The sequence below is a fragment of the Enterococcus sp. B2E4 genome (genome assembly GCF_030499455.1).
GTDB classification, from domain to species: Bacteria; Bacillota; Bacilli; order Lactobacillales; family Enterococcaceae; genus Enterococcus_D; species Enterococcus_D casseliflavus.
Genome location: NZ_JAUKPK010000017.1, coordinates 124,783 through 145,649, shown reverse-complemented (window position 1 = coordinate 145,649; position 20,867 = coordinate 124,783). Strand labels below are relative to the sequence as shown.

Annotated in this window: 19 protein-coding genes; 4 read left to right on the top strand and 15 right to left on the bottom strand. The window is 45.6% G+C overall.

Annotation, left to right across the window (positions count from 1 at the left end):
* Window positions 1-85: 85 nt before the first annotated feature.
* The 4 genes from Q1X33_RS12915 to Q1X33_RS12900 all read right to left on the bottom strand — a co-directional run bounded on the left by Q1X33_RS12915 (window position 86) and on the right by Q1X33_RS12900 (window position 5,054).
* Complete coding sequence (locus tag Q1X33_RS12915) at window positions 86-1,810, bottom strand: ABC transporter permease/substrate binding protein (protein ID WP_005228611.1); 1,725 nt, start codon at window positions 1,808-1,810, stop codon at window positions 86-88.
* Window positions 1,803-3,017: a glycine betaine/L-proline ABC transporter ATP-binding protein gene (locus Q1X33_RS12910; protein WP_005228609.1), complete on the bottom strand. Its 1,215-nt coding sequence runs from the start codon at window positions 3,015-3,017 to the stop codon at window positions 1,803-1,805. The genes Q1X33_RS12915 and Q1X33_RS12910 overlap by 8 nt, the downstream gene beginning before the upstream one ends.
* Window positions 3,018-3,152: 135 nt before the next feature.
* Window positions 3,153-3,806 carry a GntR family transcriptional regulator gene (locus Q1X33_RS12905; RefSeq protein WP_005228608.1) on the bottom strand — a complete coding sequence of 218 codons (654 nt, stop codon included), beginning with the start codon at window positions 3,804-3,806 and terminating at the stop codon, window positions 3,153-3,155.
* A gap of 54 nt (window positions 3,807-3,860) precedes the next feature.
* A complete protein-coding gene (locus Q1X33_RS12900) occupies window positions 3,861-5,054 on the bottom strand; it encodes an NAD(P)-dependent oxidoreductase (protein WP_034869144.1) in 1,194 nt (397 codons plus the stop codon).
* A gap of 94 nt (window positions 5,055-5,148) precedes the next feature.
* On the opposite strand from Q1X33_RS12900, the gene Q1X33_RS12895 reads away from it, so the two are divergent.
* Window positions 5,149-5,772 carry a DapH/DapD/GlmU-related protein gene (locus Q1X33_RS12895; RefSeq protein WP_005228606.1) on the top strand — a complete coding sequence of 208 codons (624 nt, stop codon included), beginning with the start codon at window positions 5,149-5,151 and terminating at the stop codon, window positions 5,770-5,772.
* Between the two features lie 194 nt (window positions 5,773-5,966).
* Complete coding sequence (locus Q1X33_RS12890; protein WP_005228605.1) at window positions 5,967-7,505, top strand: AMP-binding protein; 1,539 nt, start codon at window positions 5,967-5,969, stop codon at window positions 7,503-7,505.
* A 72-nt stretch (window positions 7,506-7,577) separates the two neighbouring features.
* Here Q1X33_RS12890 and menC read toward each other — a convergent pair whose 3' ends face one another.
* The 6 genes from menC to menB are packed head-to-tail and all read right to left on the bottom strand — an operon-like array spanning window position 7,578 to window position 14,918.
* Complete coding sequence (gene menC, locus Q1X33_RS12885; protein ID WP_005228604.1) at window positions 7,578-8,705, bottom strand: o-succinylbenzoate synthase; 1,128 nt, start codon at window positions 8,703-8,705, stop codon at window positions 7,578-7,580.
* A gap of 15 nt (window positions 8,706-8,720) precedes the next feature.
* Window positions 8,721-9,560, bottom strand: a complete 840-nt coding sequence (gene menH, locus Q1X33_RS12880; protein ID WP_005228602.1) for a 2-succinyl-6-hydroxy-2,4-cyclohexadiene-1-carboxylate synthase — start codon at window positions 9,558-9,560, stop codon at window positions 8,721-8,723.
* Complete coding sequence (gene menD, locus Q1X33_RS12875; RefSeq protein ID WP_005228600.1) at window positions 9,557-11,269, bottom strand: 2-succinyl-5-enolpyruvyl-6-hydroxy-3-cyclohexene-1-carboxylic-acid synthase; 1,713 nt, start codon at window positions 11,267-11,269, stop codon at window positions 9,557-9,559. The genes menH and menD overlap by 4 nt, the downstream gene beginning before the upstream one ends.
* The gene (locus Q1X33_RS12870) at window positions 11,262-12,626 is read right to left on the bottom strand and encodes an isochorismate synthase (protein WP_005228598.1); all 1,365 of its coding nucleotides are present in this window, start codon (window positions 12,624-12,626) and stop codon (window positions 11,262-11,264) included. Before Q1X33_RS12870 ends, menD begins: the two co-directional genes overlap by 8 nt.
* Complete coding sequence (menE, locus tag Q1X33_RS12865) at window positions 12,604-14,103, bottom strand: o-succinylbenzoate--CoA ligase (RefSeq protein WP_005228597.1); 1,500 nt, start codon at window positions 14,101-14,103, stop codon at window positions 12,604-12,606. The genes Q1X33_RS12870 and menE overlap by 23 nt, the downstream gene beginning before the upstream one ends.
* A complete protein-coding gene (menB, locus tag Q1X33_RS12860; protein ID WP_005228595.1) occupies window positions 14,103-14,918 on the bottom strand; it encodes a 1,4-dihydroxy-2-naphthoyl-CoA synthase in 816 nt (271 codons plus the stop codon). Before menB ends, menE begins: the two co-directional genes overlap by 1 nt.
* A gap of 188 nt (window positions 14,919-15,106) precedes the next feature.
* On the opposite strand from menB, the gene Q1X33_RS12855 reads away from it, so the two are divergent.
* Window positions 15,107-15,475, top strand: a complete 369-nt coding sequence (locus tag Q1X33_RS12855; protein ID WP_005228593.1) for a PaaI family thioesterase — start codon at window positions 15,107-15,109, stop codon at window positions 15,473-15,475.
* Between the two features lie 202 nt (window positions 15,476-15,677).
* Window positions 15,678-16,877 carry an AI-2E family transporter gene (locus Q1X33_RS12850; protein WP_005231861.1) on the top strand — a complete coding sequence of 400 codons (1,200 nt, stop codon included), beginning with the start codon at window positions 15,678-15,680 and terminating at the stop codon, window positions 16,875-16,877.
* Window positions 16,878-16,921: 44 nt separating this feature from the next.
* Here Q1X33_RS12850 and Q1X33_RS12845 read toward each other — a convergent pair whose 3' ends face one another.
* The 5 genes from Q1X33_RS12845 to Q1X33_RS12825 form a co-directional block, all read right to left on the bottom strand.
* Window positions 16,922-17,866: an ROK family protein gene (locus tag Q1X33_RS12845; RefSeq protein ID WP_005228589.1), complete on the bottom strand. Its 945-nt coding sequence runs from the start codon at window positions 17,864-17,866 to the stop codon at window positions 16,922-16,924.
* Window positions 17,863-18,501: a GyrI-like domain-containing protein gene (locus Q1X33_RS12840; RefSeq protein WP_005228587.1), complete on the bottom strand. Its 639-nt coding sequence runs from the start codon at window positions 18,499-18,501 to the stop codon at window positions 17,863-17,865. Before Q1X33_RS12840 ends, Q1X33_RS12845 begins: the two co-directional genes overlap by 4 nt.
* Before the next feature lie 147 nt (window positions 18,502-18,648).
* A complete protein-coding gene (celB, locus tag Q1X33_RS12835; RefSeq protein WP_005228585.1) occupies window positions 18,649-20,001 on the bottom strand; it encodes a PTS cellobiose transporter subunit IIC in 1,353 nt (450 codons plus the stop codon).
* A complete protein-coding gene (locus Q1X33_RS12830) occupies window positions 19,994-20,512 on the bottom strand; it encodes a hypothetical protein (protein WP_118215059.1) in 519 nt (172 codons plus the stop codon). Before Q1X33_RS12830 ends, celB begins: the two co-directional genes overlap by 8 nt.
* Window positions 20,502-20,858, bottom strand: a complete 357-nt coding sequence (locus tag Q1X33_RS12825) for a PTS lactose/cellobiose transporter subunit IIA (RefSeq protein WP_010749836.1) — start codon at window positions 20,856-20,858, stop codon at window positions 20,502-20,504. Before Q1X33_RS12825 ends, Q1X33_RS12830 begins: the two co-directional genes overlap by 11 nt.
* Between the last annotated feature and the right edge of the window lie 9 nt (window positions 20,859-20,867).

The following is a 20,867-nucleotide window of genomic DNA, read 5'->3' as shown; positions in this document are numbered from 1 at the left end:
TTCGTACGCTACGCGAACGAAACTGACTAAAGTCAATAACAAAAAGAACGACCGCTTCAATCTGCGGTCGTTCTATTTTTAGACATCAGTTCGTCCAAGCAGCAACTTCTTCTGGGTGATTGGCTACCCAATCTTTGGCTGCATCTTCGGCTGACGTTCCGTCATTGATTGCTAACATGACTTCTTCCATGTCTTCTTGTGTCCAGTTGAAACGATCAAGTACTTCGTAGACTTCTGGCATGTCATCTGCTAATCCTTGGCGTACAACAGTGTTGATGCTTTCTGCTTCACCCATTGTTCCTTCTGGATCATCCAGATATTTCAGATCATATTTCGCAAACATCCAATGTGGAGACCAGCCAGTAATAACGATCTCATCTTGGTTCTTGATGGCTTGGCCTAATGCCACTGTCATCGCTCCTGAAGAAGAGGTAGCGACATTCCAATCGGAAAGGTTGTCATACGTTGCAACCGTATTTTCCGCTGCATTTACGACACCAGCGCCTGGTTCGATACCAGTGATGGTTTTTCCAGCTTCGTCAGAAAGGTCTGCGATGGAATCTACATCCATATAACTTGGTACAACGATCCCCAGTTTTGCCCCCTCTAAGTTAGGACCTAAGTTTTCAACTTGGTCTTGGTACTGTTCATACTGGGATTGATGCGTAGATGGCAGCCAAGCAGCGACCATCCCGTCAACTTCCCCTTTTGCCACCGATTCCCACATGATGGCATTATCCAAAGGCGTCGTATTGACTTCGTAGCCCATTTGCGACAAAACTTCTGCCACCACATGGGTAGATGCAACTTCCGTATCCCATTCGACATACGCCAAGTTCACCGTGCCTTTGCTGTCAGAAACATTTCCAAAGGCAAACGATGCTCCAATCAAAGCAACGACTGCCGCTGCAGCAATCCCGCCAAAAAGACGTTTTTGTTTGCGACTTGTCTTGCTGGCTGCTTTTTGATGTGCCGAACGATTCAAATTCTGGGTAAAGCGATCCATGATGATCGCCAAAATAACTAAGGATACCCCACTGACAAATCCGTTACCGACTTGTGCTCGTTGCAAGGCGGACAAGACGCCGCGCCCTAACCCAGGAGCACCGATCATTGACGCGATCACGACCATTGATAATGCCAGCATCGTGGTTTGGTTGACCCCAGCCAAAATAGTGCTTTTGGCTAGTGGCAATTCTAATTTGATCAGTTTTTGCCAGCCAGTCCCACCGAAGGAATCAGAGGCTTCCACCAATTCACGAGAAATTTGGCGAATCCCTAGGTTCGTCATCCGAACGGTTGGTGGTAGAGCAAAGATCACTGAGGCAAAGACCCCAGGAACCATCCCGATCCCAAAGAAAGCAACCGCAGGAATCAAATAAACGAAACCAGGCATCGTTTGCATAAAGTCTAAGATCGGCGTCACGATACTTTGCGCTTTTTCGCTTTTCGCCATTAAGATCCCTAGTGGAATCCCGATGATGATCGAAACCAAACTCGACAACAAGACCAACGTCACGGTGTTCATCAAGTCTGTCCATAACCCTTGGTTATAGATGAACAGCAACCCGACAAAAGTAAAGGCTGGCAAGCCGAATTTTTTGCGTGAAACGAAAAAGGCAGCAGCCGTCAATAAGACGATCATTAATAACGGTGGTACAAACAGTAATACATTTGTAATAGCGTCCATGATAAATTGTCCGAAAGACTGTAAGGCTGAAAACAATCCACTGAAAGTTCCTGTTAGCCAATCAGTAAAGTTTTCGACCCAATCAGCCACCGGAATCGTATGTTGTAAGAAATTATCCATTTGTCACTACCCCTTCCTCTGCTTGAGCGGCTGAATCAGTCTCAGCCAATGCTTCAATCACACTTCCGCGGATCACGACTCCGATCAAACGATCGTTTTCTACCACGGCTAAAGGTGTAGGCGAATCATAGATCAAATTGAAGATATCCGTTACCAGCATATCTTTATCGATCTTTTTAACATTTTTATCAATAACTTCCTTCAAGGTCAGATTGTTTTTCCGTGCCTCACGAGCAGACTCGGCTGTCAGGCTTCCTTTTAGGTGACGACGTTTGTCGACGGCTAACAGCATGCTGACTTCTTCTTTCCGCATCCGGTTCAATGCTACGCTTGGTCCATCGATCTCGATGTTCGTCGTCAATGCTGGGACCATGATGTTTTGCGCAGTCAAGACTTTGGAACGATCGACATCTTCCACGAAATCACGCACGTATTGGTTGGCAGGATTCGTCAAAATATCTTCTCCTGTACCGATCTGCATGATCTGACCATCTTTCATTAAAGCGATCCGGTCACCGATCCGCAAGGCCTCGTTCAAATCATGGGTGATAAAGATAATCGTTTTTTGAACATTGGCTTGCAATTCTAAAAGTTCATCTTGCATTTCACGGCGAATCAGCGGATCTAATGCTGAAAAGGCCTCATCCATCAAGAGGATCTCTGGATCATTGGCTAACGCACGGGCAAGTCCCACACGCTGTTGCATCCCTCCAGACAGCTGGTCAGGGTATTGGTCTTTAAAAGAAAGCAATCCTGAGTTTTCTAACGCTTTTTCCGCTTTCGCTGTTCGTTCTTCTTTCGAGACCCCACGGACTTCTAGTCCGTATTCTGTGTTCTCTAAAATTGTCCGATGAGGGAAAAGGCCAAAGCTTTGGAAAACCATGTTGATTTTGTGACGGCGAACTTCTCGTAGTTCCTCTTTACTCATTTTGGCAACATCCACGCCATCTATGTAAATATCTCCGCCAGACGGCTCGATCAATCGATTCAATAGTCGAATCAATGTTGACTTCCCGCTTCCAGAAAGGCCCATGATGACGAAAATCTCGCCTTCGTTGACTTCAAAGTTCACATCATAGACCCCGACGGTGGCACCCGTTTTTTCTAAAATCTCGTTTTTGCTGCGTTGTTCTTTGACCATGGCTAGAGCTTGCTGCTTTTTCTTACCGAAGATTTTGGTTAAGTGTTCCACTTTAACTTTACTCAAATGATTAATACTCCTTTTTCTGAAAAATTTCACGAAAGTGACCATACTATCTTAACAAGATGTGGTCACTTTGTCAAAAAAAATTTCCCAATGCTTTTTCTTTTGCAAAAAAAGCATGGGAATCAGGAAAAAGAATTACGCTGAATGGTCCGTTGGATAGAAGAAATTGGTCATGCGTTGCAACGCCAATTCATTCCCGACAAAATAAATCGTATTGCCTGCACTGAATTTCGCATAAGGTCCCGGTGACAACAACAATTCTTCGGTTGTTTGGATCGCGATGATCGTCGCCCCTGTTGCCTGCCAAACATTCAATTCGTTGATACTTTTTTCCAAATGCTGCGCCTGTTCCGTCAGCTGAAGCTCAAAGGGCACAAACGGACTCATGTGGTGTACCTTTTTGGTTTGCTGCACTAGCGTGTTCAACAAGTCAGAAAAATTATCCAGCTCTTGCTGCTGCCGCTCCACACTGTCTAAAATATCTTGTCTAATTTCTTGGATCGACTGCACATCTTGGTATTGTTCCACAAAGGCCTGTGCTTTTTCCTTTGAAGCAATATAGGCGCCGCTGCCATGACGGACGTCCATGATTTCTAAATCAACTAATACATTGATCGCTTTGCGGGCTGTTTCAGGAGAGACATTGAAATTGCTGGCTAATGTTGAGCGTGCATGGATCTTTTGCCCAACTTGGTAGCGATTTTCAACGATTCGTTCCGCGATCGCTACGGCAATCTGCTGATAACGAGGCAAAGCGACCTTCTTTTTATCTTGAAACTTATTCGTCATGATGAACTTCCTTTACTTTTTTTTCATCATAACAAGAAACATTGTTGGTGGCAACTATTCACTGGTTCGCGAATTTTTGATCAAGCGGGCACGAATGATCGCTGTTTCTTGCTGTATCTGCTGCTGTAGATCTTGCAGCAGTGTTTCATTTGTCTCATCAAGATCAATCAAAGTATAGGCAACTCCGGCTTTTCTCTCACTCGCCAAATTATCGATATCCACGCCTGCTTCAGAAATGATCCGCAATAATGGGGCAAAAGCACCAGGCTTGTCGTGATAAAACAGCGCTAAGCGATACGGTGCCAAAAAAGGCAACTCTGCATGGGGGAAATTGACCGATTCTTGAATCGTCCCAGCGCGTAAATAGGCATGCATGCGATCAAAAACTACGTGGTCCCCCTTTTCCAAGGCATTGGTAGTACTGCCACCGATATGCGGATAACACAACACTTTCGGTTGTCCGATCAAGCCCGCACTAGGAAAATCAGTGATGTATTGTTTGAGCTGATTTTTGGCTAATGCTTCTAAGACGGCTGCTTCTTCCACGATTTCCCCGCGACCAAAATTCATCAACACTGCATTTTTTTTCATCTGCTGAATCGTTTGTCGATTCAGCATGCCTTTGGTCTCTTGACTTAAAGGGAGCAAGACCACCACAAAATCTGATTCGGTCAACAGCATTTGCAGGTCACTGACTTGCTCGTAATCGTGTGCTGCTTTCTTCGTTCGGGCATAGCCCAAAACCTCCATCCCTAGCTGATGACAGGCTTTTGCCACCCGTTCACCGATCTCTCCTAACCCTAAAATACCGATGGTTTTTCCAGCTAATTCTTCGCCAATCACTTCTTTTCGCCGTTCTTCAGCTACCTTCAACACCTCTTCTGCTTCAATTTGACCGGACGTTAGTTCTTCTTGCAAATCGGCTACCGTCTGGATCGCTTTGAATAAGGGGCGGACGCTGAGAAATAAATTGGATAGCACCAACTCTTTGACTGCATTGGCATTGACACCAGGACTATTGAAAACTACTGTGCCATTTTGAGTACACCGTGCCAAATCGATCGTATTGGTGCCTGTTCCTGAGCGAGCGATCACAGCTAATTCTGGTGTGATCAATTCGTTAGGAACCGTTGAACTGCGCACAAACAGCGCCTCTGGGGCCGCTTGATTTTTTAACGAGTATCCTTTTTTGATTGCTCGCTTAGCTATCGTTTCGGTCATCTTATCTAACTGATAAATCGTCTCCATAAAGCAGACCTCCTTTTGTCTTTAGTGCGTATTAGTCAAATAGTACAAAAAAGTGCGGTAAAATGATAGCAATACGCAAGAGAGGATGATTTCTATGCACCTATCGATCACAAATTTTCCAGATGAACAGCCGATCGTTGGCAAAGACTCGCAGCTTCAAGACACAACTTTAGGAGACTATGTCGAAATTGGCGAAGCCAATCACATTGATCATTCTTCCATCGGCAATTATACCTATACGGGGCAATATTGCTTTATTCAGAACAGCCAATTAGGACGTTTTATCAGTATCGCAGCGATGGTCCGCATCGGCCCTACCAATCATCCCTATGAACGCCCTAGTCAGCATCTTTTTGCCTATAATGGCGAAGGCTATGGATTTGCGCCAAAGGACGAGTTCTTCTTAGAAAAACGCAAAGCAAAAACGACCGTCATTGGCAATGATGTCTGGATCGGCCACGGTGCCGTGATCCAATCTGGTTTGACCGTCGGTGATGGTGCCGTGATCGCCTCAAACGCAGTCGTAACCAAAGATGTGCCGCCTTATGCGATCGTCGGCGGGGTTCCAGCAAAAGTGATCAAATACCGCTTTGATCCAGAAACGATCACTGCTTTGCAAGAAATCGCTTGGTGGAATTGGAATCGTGCAGAATTAAAAGCACGCTATTTAGACTTTCGCCTCCCAATCGAAGATTTTGTAGCAAAATACACTCGTTGATTATGCACTTTTTCCGCTTAGTACGAGGAATGAATGATAACACATCACAGTCATTCATTCTTCGAAAGTCTTTGTCCGGATGATTTTTTAGAATTAAATAAAAAACACAAAATATCTATTGTATCGAGGAATTCCTGTGCTAAAATGGAGAAATCAAATGAAGTTTTTCACGAACTTTTAAAGGAGTGTTCTATTTGTCCATTTTAGACTATCGTCCATTGAATCTATACACCAATTATCGCGAAGCTGCTGAGACGTTCCCTGACACCCCCATCATCCATGATGAAGTGTTGCCAGCATTTCCTGAGCTTGGCTATCGTAGTACCTACCGTTCGAGCCATGAAATGATTTTAAAGCGTGCTTATCAACTTGCCTCACTTGGCGTGCAAGCAGGAGATAAAATCATTCTGTATAAATCTTCAAAATTCGATACGTATTTGTTAGCAACGGCTGCTTCTTACCTTGGTGCCGTTCCTGCTATGATCTCCTATCATTTTCCTGCTGAAACCATCGAAGTGTTTGTGGATCGCTTAGAAGATCCTTACATCTTATTTGATGAAGAAACCGAAGGCCGCGTCGCACAAGTGAAAAATAGCAGTACTGACAAACAGATCGCTGTTCGCCATTTGCTGCAGCAGCCAGCGGAACCAGTGGAACAAACTGAATTACCGGTGGATCAAATTTCCTATATGACCCATACTTCTGGAACGACGGGTATTCCAAAATTGATTTGTCATTCAGCAAACTCCATGGGCTGGCGGACAAAATGGCAAAAAACGATCTTCACCAAGATCGATCGCACCAAAGCTGACTCTGATTTAATTGCGTTCCATATTTCACCGGTGCACTCCCGCTTCAATATCGGTATCTCCTCCTTGATGGCGATGGGCTTTCCGATGATGCCATTAGCCAATGCCAACGGCGCTCATGTCGTAGGCATGTTAAAAGAATATCCACCGATTGCTTTGGAAACTCATCCAAACAATTTTGTCCAATGGAGCTTTGTGGCAAAAGAACAACCAGATGCTTTTGCCAATATTCGTTACTATCACTCAACCTTTGATGCCATCAACAATCAAACAATGGCGACTTTTTTAAATACTTCAGCAACAAAAGAAGCACTCTTTTTACAAGTCTATGGCCAAAGTGAATGCGGGCCAATGATCCTAAAAGCACATACCTTAGAAAGCATCGCTACCAACGATGCCCGTGATATGGGTGTCGGTCTGGAGGACTTAACGAGAGCACGGATCGCCGATGCCGAGGGCAACGAGCTGCCAGCCAATACCGATGGGCACATCCATTTCCTTTCAAAAGGACGCGCGTTGACCTATTATAAAGAAGATCAGCGTTTTGCTGACAATGTCTATGGCGCTTGGTGGGACAGTGGTGATTACGGCATGATGGATGATCAGGGACATCTTTACTTAAAAGACCGTCAAGTGGACTTGATCAAAAATATTGAAAGCAATCTTGCCTTGGAAGACCTTTTGCTGGATCATTTAGACTTCCTTGCCGAAGTCGTGATCGTTCGCGACAAAGAAAACTCACCGCAACCAATCATTGCTTTAGCACCAAATCGTCAAATGGATTGGGATGCTTGGTGGAAAATGGTGGAAGATCTCCCACACCTCAATCAGCCAATTTTACGCGACTACGAAGATATCCCACGAACAGCAACCATGAAAGTCCAACGACTACAAATTGAAAAAGAATTCAAAAACGCAGAATAAAGCAAAAGAAACGGCCCGCAGATTTCCCTGCTGGCCATTTCTTTTGCTTTCGCTGTTTTTTCTTTGATGATGTTATTCTTTCGCTGATCGTTTTCTTGAGTAGATACATTCTTTAAGTTGCCCATATTGACTTAGCTTTGTTCCTGCTAGCGTGATGCCAAAGCCCTTTCCATCAGGTACCAGCAGCTTGCCTTCATGCAAAGTTGCAGGCTGTGTAATGACATCATCATAAAAGTAACGATCAGAAGCGGAAAGATCCCCAGGAAAATGGAAAATATCTTGACTCGCAAATTGCAAATTCATGGCTCGTCCCACACCAGACTCAAACATGCCGCCTAACCAAACGAGTAGTCCATGGGTTTGACATCGATCAAGGATTCGCAAGGCTTCGGTGATCCCACCGACACGGGGGATTTTCAGGTTGATCGCACGGCAGCTGTCCAGGGCTGCGACGGTATCGACGTCTTCTGCCGTTCGAATATCTTCATCCAAACATAGAGGCGTCTTCATCTGCCGCTGCAGCTGACTGTGCCCCACCAGATCTCGTACCTTAAGTGGTTGCTCGATCATCACCAAGCCTAAGTCATCAAGTGCCAAAATGCGTTCTGGCTCACTCTGATAGGCTCCGTTTGCATCTGCCATCAAAAGCAATTCTGGAAAGGCTTGTCGAATCGCTCGCAAGGGTACCAGATCTTGCCCAGGCTTGATTTTTAATTTGATTCGTTGATACCCTTGGGCGACATAATCGGCAACAAGAGCCACTAGTTTTTCGACAGAGTCTTGTATGCCAAGACTAACGCCAACAGCAACACTCGGTCGGGTTGCGGTATAAAGCTCTTTCACACTTTGATGCGTTTGCTTGCCATATAGATCCCAAATCGCTGTTTCCAAAGCCGATTTTGCCATGTAGTTTCCTTGGACCGTTTGAAACAGCTGCCAAACTTCTTGCGGATGCTCGATCTCTTGGTCAATCAATAATGGGATCAGTGCTGTTTCAATCACTTGTCGAGCAGAAAAGAGGGTTTCTTCAATGTAATCTGGCTGCTCAAAAGCGACCAATTCACCGATTCCCATCGTTTTATCCTCTGTCGTCACCAAATAAAGATCAAAAGCTTTTTCTGTTAATTGTCCATAACTTGTCACAAAGGGTTGTTTGAGGGGCAAGCGACAGGCGATGCGTTCAATTTTTTCAATCTTCATTGCGTTCTCTCCTTGTCAATCAGCTGACTGTGGCCCCGATCCTTTTACAAACCATTGATCGATTTCATGACGAACCTGTGTCGGCTGTTCTAAATGGATACAATGTCCAGCATTAGCAACGACTTTGATGGTCATCTCTGGTTGCAGCTGCTTCATTTGGTGGGCGATTTTACGAAACTTTACATCTTTTTCCCCCGCTAAACAAAGAATTTCACAAGCTAGCTGCGGAAGTGCCGACCAACAGCTTGGCTGTTTGCCAGTACCACCGTAAATCAAGCTTACTGCCAAGCCAAATTTGTTTTGCTGCAAGCGTCCTTGCCGTACAGCAGCCTGCTGCGCTAAAGGTAGCTCCTTTTGACTAGCAAACAACGGCAGTTCTTGCCAGTAATCGACAAAATCGACCAAAGGCTCCCTTAGTAAGCGCAACGCTAAGCGACGATCGTGCCGCTGACGAGCGAGTCGTTCCGCTGGATCAGCTAACCCAGGTGAACCACTCTCAAGCAAAAGATGGGTCACTGCCGTTGGTTCCATGACCGCCCAGACAAGTGCGATTCGCGCCCCCATCGAGTAGCCATACAGGCCATAACGTTCAATCCCTAACTTCGCTAAAAGGTGTGCGAGATCCTCCACCAGTAAAGGAAGTTCATAACGCATGGGATGGACATAAATCGATGAGCGTCCATGTCCAATCAAATCGATTGCCAATATATTGTAAGAACTTTCCTCTGCAAAAACCGGTCGAAAGCTTTCCGAAGAACCCGTGAAGCCATGCAATGCCACAAGGGTTGGTAAGGATGGTCGATACGGCTGCAGCCACTGATAAAAATAACTGACGCCATTTATCGTGTCCTTCATTGCTGCGCTCCTGCCTCGCTAAACTGCTGTTGGAGTGCTTGCCAAGTGTTGACCGGATCTTTTTGCTCACCCTTCACTTCGATTATTTGAAAGCGCGGCTGTTGACTTGTTTCCGTTAAAATCGTTTGAAACTCTAGCAAAGAGGTCGGTGTGTGCCAATCTGCCTCATATAAGGCCGCCACTTTTTGAAACTCAAGATCTAACGGAGTACCAAAGAGCGGGACAAAGTCGTTTGGTTCTAAGGTGTTTTGTGACAAAAAGGAAAAGATCCCACCACCGTTATTATTCAGTAAAATGATCGTTACTGGCAATTGATACTGGCGCAGTAGTTGTAGGCCGTTCATATCATGGTACAACGCTAAATCACCAATCAACAAGTAGGTAGGCTTTTGACTGGCGGAAGCAATCCCAGCCACGGTCGAGACAAGGCCGTCGATCCCATTGACGCCTCGGTTTCCATACACTCGATAAGTGGAGGTAGTTTTGCTGCCGTAGCGATCAAAAAAACGGATCGCATTGCTGTTTGCCAAAAGAATTTGCGCTTCTTCAGGCAAACATTGTTGGAGCATGCGCACAGCGCTGCTCTCATCCCATTGTTGCAACTGGGGACTTGCAGCAATCACCTGGTCTGCCCGCGCTTGAAGTGCTTGCCATTGTTGTTGCCACGCCGTATGTTTGACGATCGGCAACTGGGTGATGGCCGCCACGAAGGCGCTGATCGCTGCTTCGATCAAATAGTTTGCCCGATGCAGCTGATCTTGCCACTGCCCTGATGGATCAACAAAGAGCCACGTCGTCGTATCGGCTGCTTTGTTCAACCATAATAGGACATTTTTGGTGACTGGTAAGCGACCAAAACGCACGACCACTTCTGGTTGGAAGGCAGAAGTCAATTGTGGGAAAACAAGATCGGCTTGACTGATAAATGTTCCTACTTTGGTACCGGCTGTCGCCAGATTGGTCAATGGATCGCCGACGATCGGCCAGCCTAATTTGTCCGAAAAAGCCAGCAACTGCTGCGCTTCTTCGATCGTAAGGCTTTCTCCAGCAATCAGAATACCTTTTTTATCAAAGTAAGGGGCTAGCTGGGTGATCATCTCTGCTGACAGCTCTTGTTGTGGTGCCAGATAGCTCACGTCTTGCTGCATACTGCATTGGCGACTAAAGTCAGGCAACAGCGGCTCCCGTAATGGAAAGTTGATTTGGACAGGGCCTTTCGGCTGTTTTTGCGCTTCGATCGTGCAAGTTGCAGCTTGCCAAAAACTATAACGCAACAAAGCAGGATCGTTTTCTGGCACCGTCATCTCTACCATCTTTTTGACATGAGAGGCATACAAATTCTGTTGATCCATTGCCTGTGGCGCCCCAACGCCCCGCAGTTCTGGTGGGCGATCAGCCGTTAAGACGATCAGTGGCAAGTTGGTAGCTTCTGCTTCACAAACAGCTGGATAATAATTGGCTGCTGCAGTTCCAGAGGTACACAGTAAGATCGTCGGCTGGAGATCAACTTTGGACATCCCTAAAGCAAAAAAAGCAGCCGAACGTTCATCGACAGCCACCGTACAGGTGATCTCAGGATCACGATGCAATAGTAGCGCCAATGGCGTGGAGCGTGAACCGGGACTAATGACTGCTCGCTTCGCACCCGCTGCTTTTAGTCCTTGGATCGCCGCTAGTAAATAGTCTGTCATGACTGTCTGGTTATTCATCTCCTAAGATCCCTCTCCTCATCGGTTGAAATTTTAACCGTGTTTCTTGACGTTCGGATTCCGCATCTGAATCGGCAACGATCCCACAGCCCGCATACAGCGTTGCTTGATTGCCGCTAAAGAATCCTGAGCGGATCGCCACAGCAAACTCGCCAATATCTTCTTGAATACCCAACCAACCGATCGGTCCACCGTACATCCCTCTGCTGGCTGGTTCATGGGTACGAATCCATGAGACGGCTGCTTCTTTCGGTTCTCCCCCCAATGCTGGGGTCGGGTGTAGTTTTTGCACGGCGGTCAGAAAGTTGACTCCTGCCTTTCTTTGCCCTGCTAAAGGAACAAACAAATGCTGAATGTCACGATTTTTGATCACGGAACGAGCTTCTGATTGAAAGCCGTCAGCTAACAAAGTGGCCAATGCCGTTTCTAAGCGATCGACAACTACTTGATGTTCATGGGTATTTTTTGCGTCCGCTAAAAGGGCTTGTGCCAGTGCCTCATCTTCTTCTTTGGTTTTGCCTCTTGGTGCGGAACCTGCGATACTCACCGTTTCAAACTGATCGACAGTCGCTTTTAGCAAGCGTTCTGGCGTCGCACCAGCAAAAACATGGCCCCCATGTTCGATGGCAAAAAGATAGGTATTCGGCTGCTGTTGCGCCAACCGTTGCAACACCGCAGCACTAATGATCGACTGCTTCGTTTCTACCTTCATTCGTCTTGCCAGAACCACTTTTTTCAACGGTGTTTCAGTTGAGCGAATGGCTGCCACTGTCTCTTCGACCGCTTGCAGCCATTGGGGCACATCTAGTTCCTCTTGTGCCTGAAAAGCAGGCGTTTCTGCTACAAGACTCTTGTCCGAATTGGCATGCAACCAGCTTGCGACTTTTTCCTGTAAGGCAGCGACTTTTTGTTGTCGTTGTTCCTCGGAAGAAGCGGCTACTGTATAAACGACGCCACACTGATCTCCAGTTTTGCTGACCAGTATTTCTGGCAACGCAAAGAGACCAGCACCTAGCTCAGCCCAATCCTGACTGACTTCTGCCTGTTCATCAAAAGCAAAGCCGCCAACTAACTGCGCCTGAAAAGGTGCCTCTGGTTGATAGTGGGCTTGCTTTAAGAGAGAGCGGACTTCTGAAAAGTCTGCAAGTTTGGGTTGCGAAAAAGTGGCTAACCAACCCAACCCTACTATACTGGTCGTTTCATCAGGGGTACGCCAGAAGTAGCGTTCCCCTCTATATTCTTGTGCAGCTGCATAAAGAGCCAGTAAGTCACACCTTTCTATAGGTTGATACTCACTCAAATAGGTTTTCCCGGCAGCGATCGCTGCCTCATAATTACTTGTTGATTTGCTGTTCAATGTAGTTCACTCTTTCTTCACTCAGCAATAGCCTTTTTAAAACTTTACCGCTTGCTGTGCGCGGCATTTCTCGCACGTGATAAAAGCGGCGCGGAAATTTATAGTGGGCGATCTGCCCTTCTAACGTATCCAATAAAGCTTGGAAGTGGATCGGTTCATTTAACGTTAAATAAGCCGCGACAGATTGTCCCCACTCCTCGTCTGGCTCCCCCACCACAGCTGCCTCTTTGACCGCTGGATGCTGCAACAAGGCTTGCTCCACTTCTGCGGGATAGATGTTTTCTCCACCAGATATGATCAGTTCGCTTGCACGACTGACTACATACAAAAAGCCCTCTTGATCAAGATAACCTAGATCTCCTGTGGCAAACCAGCCCTCTTGGTCCCACTGCTGTGGACTGCGATCGTTCAAGTAACGAGTCGTGATCGCAGGTCCTTGCAGTTGGATCTCTCCGATCGGCTGGGTATTTTCAGCAGTCTGGTGGTCTGCCATTTTCCCATCAGTCGCAATTCGTAAATGGACACCTTGCAGGGGAACCCCAGAGGCGCCGATTTTTTCAGAAGCTTTTTCTGGCGGCAATGCCACCACTTGTGAGCAGGTTTCTGTCATCCCATAGGATTGAATCACAGAAAGCTGATTTTGCTGGCATTTTTCCAATACACTTTTGGCAATCGGACCGCCGCCTAGCAGGATATAACGCAACGAATCAAAGCCTTGTTGGGGCACCAAGGGCAGCAAATCTGTCAACATTTTTGCCACCAAAGAAACGATCGTCCCTTTCCCTGCTTCAAGGTCTTTTGCCATTTCTCCAGCATCAAAGCGCTCATACAAACGAACACTCATCCCAAGTCGCAAGGACCGTAAGAGAATTGATAACCCACTGATATGATACAGCGGAACTGCACAAAGCCAACAATCCTCGCTAGTGATGGCTAAGTTTTTTTGAGTCGCTTCGGCACTTGCTAGATGATTCCCAAAGGTTTGGGGCACACCCTTGGGATTGCCAGTCGTACCAGATGTATACATAATTGAAGCCACTTGCTCTGCTTGATAGATTGCTTCATTAGGAACAAACGAAGGAACAACAGAACCAACAAAAGCCTCCGCCTGTTTGATCGCTTGTCCAAAGGTCAAGCTGCGAACACCCGAAATCGCAGCCTGATCCGCCGTGATCACCCAGTCGCAGTGGGCATCTTGCAATTGGAAGGAGATTTCAGCGGCTGTCAATCGCGTATTCAGCAGCTGAACTTCGATCCCCAACTCCCATAACGCAAGGATCGTAAAGACCATTTCAGGGGAGTTATTGCTAAAAAGAGCTACCCGGTTTGGCTGATCAACGAATTGGGCTTGATAATAAGCAGCGTAAGCATAAACCTCTTTTTGCAAGGCAGCAAACGACCAGCTTTTTTCATGCCAATAAAAAGCTGGTCGTTCTGGATGAAGTTGTGCTTGCCTTTGCAGCCAACTCCCAGTCATTATGGGAATTTAGGGAATTGGTCGAAGTCTGGTTGACGTTTTTCTTTAAACGCGTCACGACCTTCTTTGGCTTCATCCATCGTGTAATACAATAAGGTCGCATCGCCAGCTAATTGCTGAATGCCAGCTAATCCGTCCGTATCTGCGTTCATTGATGCTTTGATCATGCGTAACGCCAACGGGCTCTTTTGCAGCATCGTTTCTGCCCATTCCATCGTTTCATCTTCTACTCGATCAAGAGGAACGACTGTATTGATCCAGTTCATCGCCAATGCTTCTTCGGCGGTATATTGTTTTGTCATGAACCAAACTTCCTTGGCTTTTTTATGACCGATTGTCCGTGCAAGATAGCCCGAACCATAGCCACCATCAAAACTACCGACATTTGGTCCAGTTTGACCAAATTTAGCGTTGTCAGCGGCGATCGTTAAATCACAAACCAATTGTAAAACATTTCCGCCGCCGATCGACCAGCCTTTGACCATGGCGATCACCGGTTTTGGTAACGTGCGAATCAAGCGTTGCAGATCCAATACGTTTAAGCGAGGAACCTGATCTTCCCCAACATAGCCACCGTGTCCACGGACTTTTTGGTCTCCGCCTGAACAAAAGGCTTTATCGCCGGCGCCTGTCAAGATAATCACGCCGATGCCTGGTTCATCGCGACTGATCGAAAATGCATCAATCATTTCAAACACCGTTTTTGGTGTAAACGCATTGTGGACTTCTGGGCGGTTAATCGTGATTTTCGCCACTTTTCCATGTTGTTCAAACAAAATTTCATCGTACTCTTTTAAGGTTTTCCATTCTCTCATTACTTGTTCCTCCTCAATTCACATAGCTCTATTATACACATATCTGGTCGCTTTTCGTTAGAAATTGCTTTGGTTAAGGGAATTTCTTAAGACTTCTCCCCCTGTTGCCGACTTTCTGAAATCTTCGGCTATTTCTACCAAAACTCGTGCTATAATCATGGTAACTTTCTTAGAAAAAGGAGCAAAAAATGAATTTACTGGAAGCCTTAGAAATCGAAGTAGAAGCAGCAACAGCCGATTTTGTTCGTTTACGGATGCCGATCAAAGCGCAGCACAAACAGCCTTTTGGTCTCGTTCACGGTGGCATTAACGGTGTTTTGATCGAGACCGCCTGCAGCATCGGTGCCAATCAAGCTTTGGCTCAAGAAGAGGCCTTTGCCGCCGGCGTTGACCTGCAAGTCAACCATCTAGCCGCCGCCCAAGAAGGAACCTTGATTGTAGAAGCTAGTCCTGATCGCATCGGAGCTCGTATCCAAACTTGGCAAGCCACTATTTGGTTAGCTAGCGGGTTAAAAACTGCCGTTGGGCGCTGCACTTTAACGACTGTGCGCAAATAATCCTTTACGCTCCTGCATTGTGCTCACGGGAGCGTTTTTTGGTCTGTTTTGAAGAAAGAGGTCACCAGTCAACGCCTTATTAAAGATATTCTTTCATTATAAAGATATTGAGAATGTGAGCGTGGTTTTTTCGAAAGGTACGTTGTTTTTTTACAGAATAGGGGTCTTTCGTTATAATGTAGCTAAGAAAGCGAGGCTTATTATGAAAAATAACCGATTGATCCACTTTTTAGGCGGCAAAACAAGCTATTATGTCTTAGGACTAATTATCTTGTCGGCAGTTGCTGTCTTTTTGCTAAATCAGATTTCTTTTTTATTTACACCCTTTTCAGCCATTCTTACAGCTATTATCCCACCCTTTTTATTTGGGCTGATCCTTTACTATCTGTTTAATCCGGTGGTCGATAAATTGGAAACGAAAAAAATTCCCCGCAGTGCTTCGATTGCTGGGATCTATCTGTTGATTCTTTTGTTGATCGTCTTTGCTGGTTTCCAGCTTTATCCGATTTTGGAGCAGCAAACCACCGATCTGATCAATAGCTTACCAAGTTTGGTCAGTGACTTTGAGAAAAACGCGACCGCCTTTTTAGAAAATACCCCATTTCAAGATGAGATGGCACAAATTACAGACACACTACAAAATATCACCAGTAATATCATGAGTTTTATTGGAGACTATTGGCAAACTGGTGCCGCTGGGCTCAGCAGTTTATTTTCAACCATTTCGACCTTGTTCATTGCTTTGTTTACTGGACCGATCATTGCCTTTTTCTTATTGCGTAACCCAAACAAGTTTTATTTTTCGGTCCTCTCATTAGTGCCACCACGTTTTCGCAAAGACTTTAATGAAATCGTCAAGATCTCTGACTTACAAGTCGGTGCCTTTTTGAAAGGACAAATCATTTCATCCTTGATTTTAGGGGCGATCTATTGGGTCGTTTTTCTCTTGATCGGCCTAGAGTATGCCAGTATTCTGGCGATCGCTGCTGGTCTGCTTTGCATCATCCCCTATATCGGACCTTTTATCGTCTTTTTCCCGGGGCTTTTCATTGCCGCACAAGACTCCACCGGGATGTTGGTTAAGTTTTTGATTGCTTGGTTTGCTGTACAGCTACTTCATGGCGATTTAGTCGTGCCCCGTGTGATGGGTGACCGATTGAAAATCCATCCTATTACGATTCTGGTTGTTTTATTAGTGATGGGTGATTTGATGGGGATCGTTGGGGTGATTTTCGGAATCCCGATTTATTGTCTGCTAAAAGTTCTTGTCGTTTACGTGTTCCGCAAATTCAAGCAGCGCTACAACCGCTATTACGGTCAAGACGGCAAATACTTCCACAGTGCCTTCACTAGCAAAGATTACCTAGGTGACGAAGACAAAGACACCAAGAAAAAAGCCTAAAAAAACTGCCGCGAATCGTTGGTTCGCGGCAGTTTTTTTCTATTTTATTTCATCTCATGTTCCAAAAAGAAATGATAGAGCGCCCCTAATAAATTGGCGTCATTTTGAAATTTGCAGGCTTGGATTTCCGGCTTCGTCAAGGTCTGCTGCAAAATCGGTAAACTAGTCAGCAGTTGCTGATACTGACGGTCGATTTCTTCCACCACGATCGCTTGGGCACTGATGCCACCGCCAATCACGAAGCGCTCTAAGTCGATCACGGCTTGAACATTGAGTATGACACACGCGATTTCTCGGCAATACGCTGTAAACAGCGCCCAGACCTGTGGCTCTTTCTGATTGATAGCGTCAAAAACTGCTTCACCATCCGCAAGATCAGCTAAGCCTAGCAGTTGGGCGCTGCGGCGAATCATGGCGACCGCTGAACCGCTAAAACCTGCCAATTGCTGCAGGGTCAATCCCTGATTATTTGGTTGCTCAGCGTTTTCTTGAGTGTCACTTCTCTTAGTGGCATTTAGTAGAAAACTTAATTCCCCTGCTTGAAAATGTGCACCTTGGATCAGTTTTCCTTCAACGATCACACCACCACCCAAACCAGTACCTAATGTTATGGCAGCCCCATTTTGAATCCCTTTAAGGTTTCCTAGCCACCATTCAGCTAATGCGGCTGCCTTGCCATCGTTGGTCACAGCCAGCGGCACTTGGTACTTTGCCAGCAGCTGTTTTAAGGAGACTCCATCTAAAAAAGGCAATGCCCCGCCAAACGAGATCGTCCCTGTCTCTGGGTTGACTTTTCCTGGAGTACTAACAGCAATGCCCCGAATGCTCCCATGAACGTCTTCAACGATCGTTTCAATCCCTGTCAGAAATTCCGTAAGATTTTTCGGCGTATCCATCCGTCCTCGTGTCAGAATATTCCCCGAGCGATCAATGACAGCCGATTTGATTTTCGTGCCGCCGATGTCGATGCTTAAATAGTTTTTATTCACTGAATCCCACCCTCTGCTTCTACTGCCCATCGCAGGACGGTTTTGGCTTTATCTGGTGAAACTTTTCGCGGATCAGACAAATAGATTTCTCGATGCTGGAACGTGTCCATCGTTGGACGGATCACTAACTGTTCTTGTTTTAACAGCTCCTTCATTTTCGCAAATGTTTCCGCTTCTGTGTCAAAAGAACCTGTATGCATCGCTTGCAGACACAATCCTTCTTCATAGCGCTCAAAGATGAGCTTTTCTAGATTTGGATTGTCTTTCTTCTCTTTGACGGCCAAGAGCTGTTCTTGAAACAGTGTTTCCGTGACTGGCTCTGGTTGGCGAATCATGATTTTGTAGATCAATTCTTCTTTGTTGACGGCACCGTCTGGCTTTGTCAGAGAGGTCCACACACCTTCTAAAGGAAAGACCGTGTATTCAAAGGGTTCATTGCCAAAAGCCCCTTTTTTTAATCCCATCCTGAGTGAATAAGAAATCGTATATAAAGCGGCGATCTCTTCGCTGAATTCAGGTCGATTCGGATTGCCGCTGCCGCTCAAACTGATAAATTGATACGTTGGCACCTCGATCACTGTTGGTTTTTTGGGAAGATAGAGCTCTTTTTCTAGTTTGCGCCATTCATACTTCATAAGGACCCTCCTCGATTTGCTTTTCTTTATTTTACCATGAAAAAGAAGGACCATTGCAAAAACAGTTATCCCTTCAACTGCAAAGGGACAACTATCTTTTTCTTATAGGGATAATGTAGCTACTTGCTGTTTTCCCAACTGCTCGTCTTATGCGGCTTCTTGTTCTTCTTTCAGCAATTTTGTGTCATAAAACTTCGCAAATGGAAAATAGATCAAGAAAGAAACAACTGCACAAACAATGGCAACGACGCCTGCACGCCAGTCTCCACCGGTGCCAATAAAGCCACCAAGTCCAACGGGTGTTGGGAAAGGAATATTGGCGATCATGGGACGAATCAATTCCATCCTTGTGGCAAAATACGCGATCGTGGCGGATGCCATCGGTGCTAACAAGAAAGGAATTGCTAAATAAGGATTATAGATGATCGGCACGCCGAAAATGATCGGTTCATTGATATTGAAAATCGACGGGACGATGGCAGCTCTTCCTAATACTTTCATCTGTTTCGATTTAGCAATGTAGATCATAAATAAGGTAAAACCAAGGGTTGCTCCCGAACCACCTAATGTCACGTACCCGTTGGTAAATTGGCCTGCTAATGGGAAACTCGCCCCTTCAACATTGGCAGCTAAATTAGCTAACATGATCGGGGTAATCAGTGGACTAATGATATTGAATCCATGAATCCCTACCAACCACAAGGCATGTGCGAGGAAGTAAATCACCATGATTCCCAACCAGCTATCCGTAAGATGGGTAACAAACCCGAACGGAATTGCTACTAGTTGAAAAATATCCGTCCCTAAAACAACTAAAACACCATTGATGGTCAGAACCACGACTGCCACCACAAAGGCTGGTATCAGTGCCGTAAAACTACGAGCCACACCTTCAGGCACTTCTTCCGGCATTTTGATGACCCAGTTGTTTTTTACACAGAGACGATACAACTGAACAGCAACGACCGCCATCACGATCCCAGTGAAAATACCAACAGTTCCTAAACGTGCGACCCCATCGGCACCAATCAACCAACCATTGATCAGCCCTTCTTCCACATCATTCATCCGTGTCATTTTTCCGCCGTCAAAAACAAGCTGAGGAATCGACATCAATGTAGCAAAAACACCTAACAACGCCCCATTGATCGGCGTCAGGTCGAGATTCTCCTCGACTTGAATGATCTTGGAATACTCATAGCCCAGAACGATACAAAAATATAATGCCAATAACCCCATGGTCGTACTATTTGCTAACATATACAAATCACTGAAATTCAAAAAAGTCGCTTCAAAAAAGTCAGCTAAAAACGGAAACGTGATCGGTAAAATGTTGAATACTAAAAACATTGAGCCTACGATCGTAAAAGGAATCGACGCCATCCCTGCCGCCATGATGCTACGAACGATTTTGTATTGGGAAATCTTTCCCATCGGACCCATTACTGCTTTTTCCAAAAGTTGAAATAGTTTATTGTTCGATTCTGTCAAATCAATCACCCTTTCTTTCTATCTCTTCAAATTCGCGTATCCATTGCCAATGTCGGTCTTCATTGCGAAAAATTTTCTTCAGTTTTCTGATACCACTCCATGCAAAGACGCCACTTATCCAGAGAACTATGCGAACATACTCGGTACTTTGCGAGGTGAAATAGGGGAAAATAACTTCTGTCACTCCAAAAAAAGTCAATAAAAAAAGAATGGCCATTGTCCCCATTTGAAGGCGTAAATACCAAGTTGTAAAAAAGAGTTGCTTGGAAACGATGGTTGCGTGGTGTCCATATAAGCGGATAAACTCACTGATCGCTCCCATTGAAAACAGCAACAGGCTCAGTGGAACCACGCGCAGCCATTGCCCTGCCAAAGAAGCAGCCAACAGCCAATATAGGTTAAAAAAGAAAAAGAATGCCACTAAGTACCGCAATAGCAACAGACGTTGAAAATAGAGATTTTTCTTCGTCAGTTTTTGCGACGCATCTCTTTGAGCAACTTTTGCTTGCTTACTCGCCATCTGCACTCCTGCATTGGATCGCTTCTTCAAGGCTACTCATTTTTTGATAAATCCCTAGCATTTCTAGTGCAACTTCTCTGAGGGTCATGGTTGTCATCAAATGATCTTGTGCATGGATCAACAAGATATCGCAGGTAAATGAAGTCCCTGAAGCATATTCTTGCAGCATTTTTGACTGGATGCGGTGGGCTTTGACTAATGAATCATTGGCTGTGTCCAACAACTCTTGCGCTTCTTGACAACTGCTGATTCGCATCTGTTCAAAGGCTTGATGAATCATCGTGCGGGCATCACCGCTTGCTAAAATAAGTTCAAAGGATATTTCTTGAATTTTTTCACTATCCATAGCCTACCT